The organism is Sphingobium sp. PNB, assembly GCF_019873065.1.
GTDB classification, from domain to species: domain Bacteria; phylum Pseudomonadota; class Alphaproteobacteria; order Sphingomonadales; family Sphingomonadaceae; genus Sphingobium; species Sphingobium fuliginis.
On the sequence record NZ_JAINEZ010000235.1, the window covers coordinates 1 to 667 of the forward strand.

At 63.3% G+C, this 667-nt stretch carries 1 protein-coding gene; it reads left to right on the forward strand.

What is annotated here, in order from left to right; genetic code table 11:
• A partial coding sequence (locus K7W03_RS27590; protein ID WP_222888152.1) for a hypothetical protein occupies positions 1 to 662 on the forward strand: 662 nt, incomplete at its 5' end.
• Between the last annotated feature and the right edge of the window lie 5 nt (positions 663 to 667).

Sequence of the window (667 nt, forward strand, 5' to 3'; positions counted from 1 at the left end):
CATCGGTAGAGCCTGCGGGCAATGGGCGGGAGGCGGTCGAAAATGCCTTCATCGCTGGGTGGGAGGCACAAAAGGCCGGTCGCAGTTTTGCCGCCGCTATGAATGACCACATACCAGCCCTTTCATCACCCCCTGCGGCCGATCAGGAGGCGGTGAAGTGCAAACGGTGCAACGATACCGGGTGGACAATCGGCAATGGGACCGTCCGCGAAGGGTGCCTTAGCTGCGATGCGCAGATCAACATGGTCCGCGCCACCCCTCCCGCGCCTGCTTTGGATGGGGTGAGATCGCTTCTGGAGCGCTGCCAAGAAGAGTTGCGGCTGATCCGGTTGAAGGACAGCAGCGCGGTCTATGACGTCGGCCTGCGCACCGACCTTCACGCCGCCCTTTCCTCCCCATCGGAGGGGGAGAGCGCGCCTGCCAGCAGTGGGGCGGGGGATGCCTTCCAGCAGAAGGTGAAGCCGTGGTATGAAGTGGATGCACACCGCGATCTGTCCCGCCTCATCCCCGACATGGAGGGCAAGATCGCGGACGCCAAGAAGCGCTATGCCCATTGTCTGCCAGATCATCTGTTCGCCCCGCTGGAAGCCAGCATCAGCGAATTGAAGGTGTTGCGCCATGAGGTTGCCGGCCTGCCAACCTCAACCGAGCGGGGGCGGTGATGGGC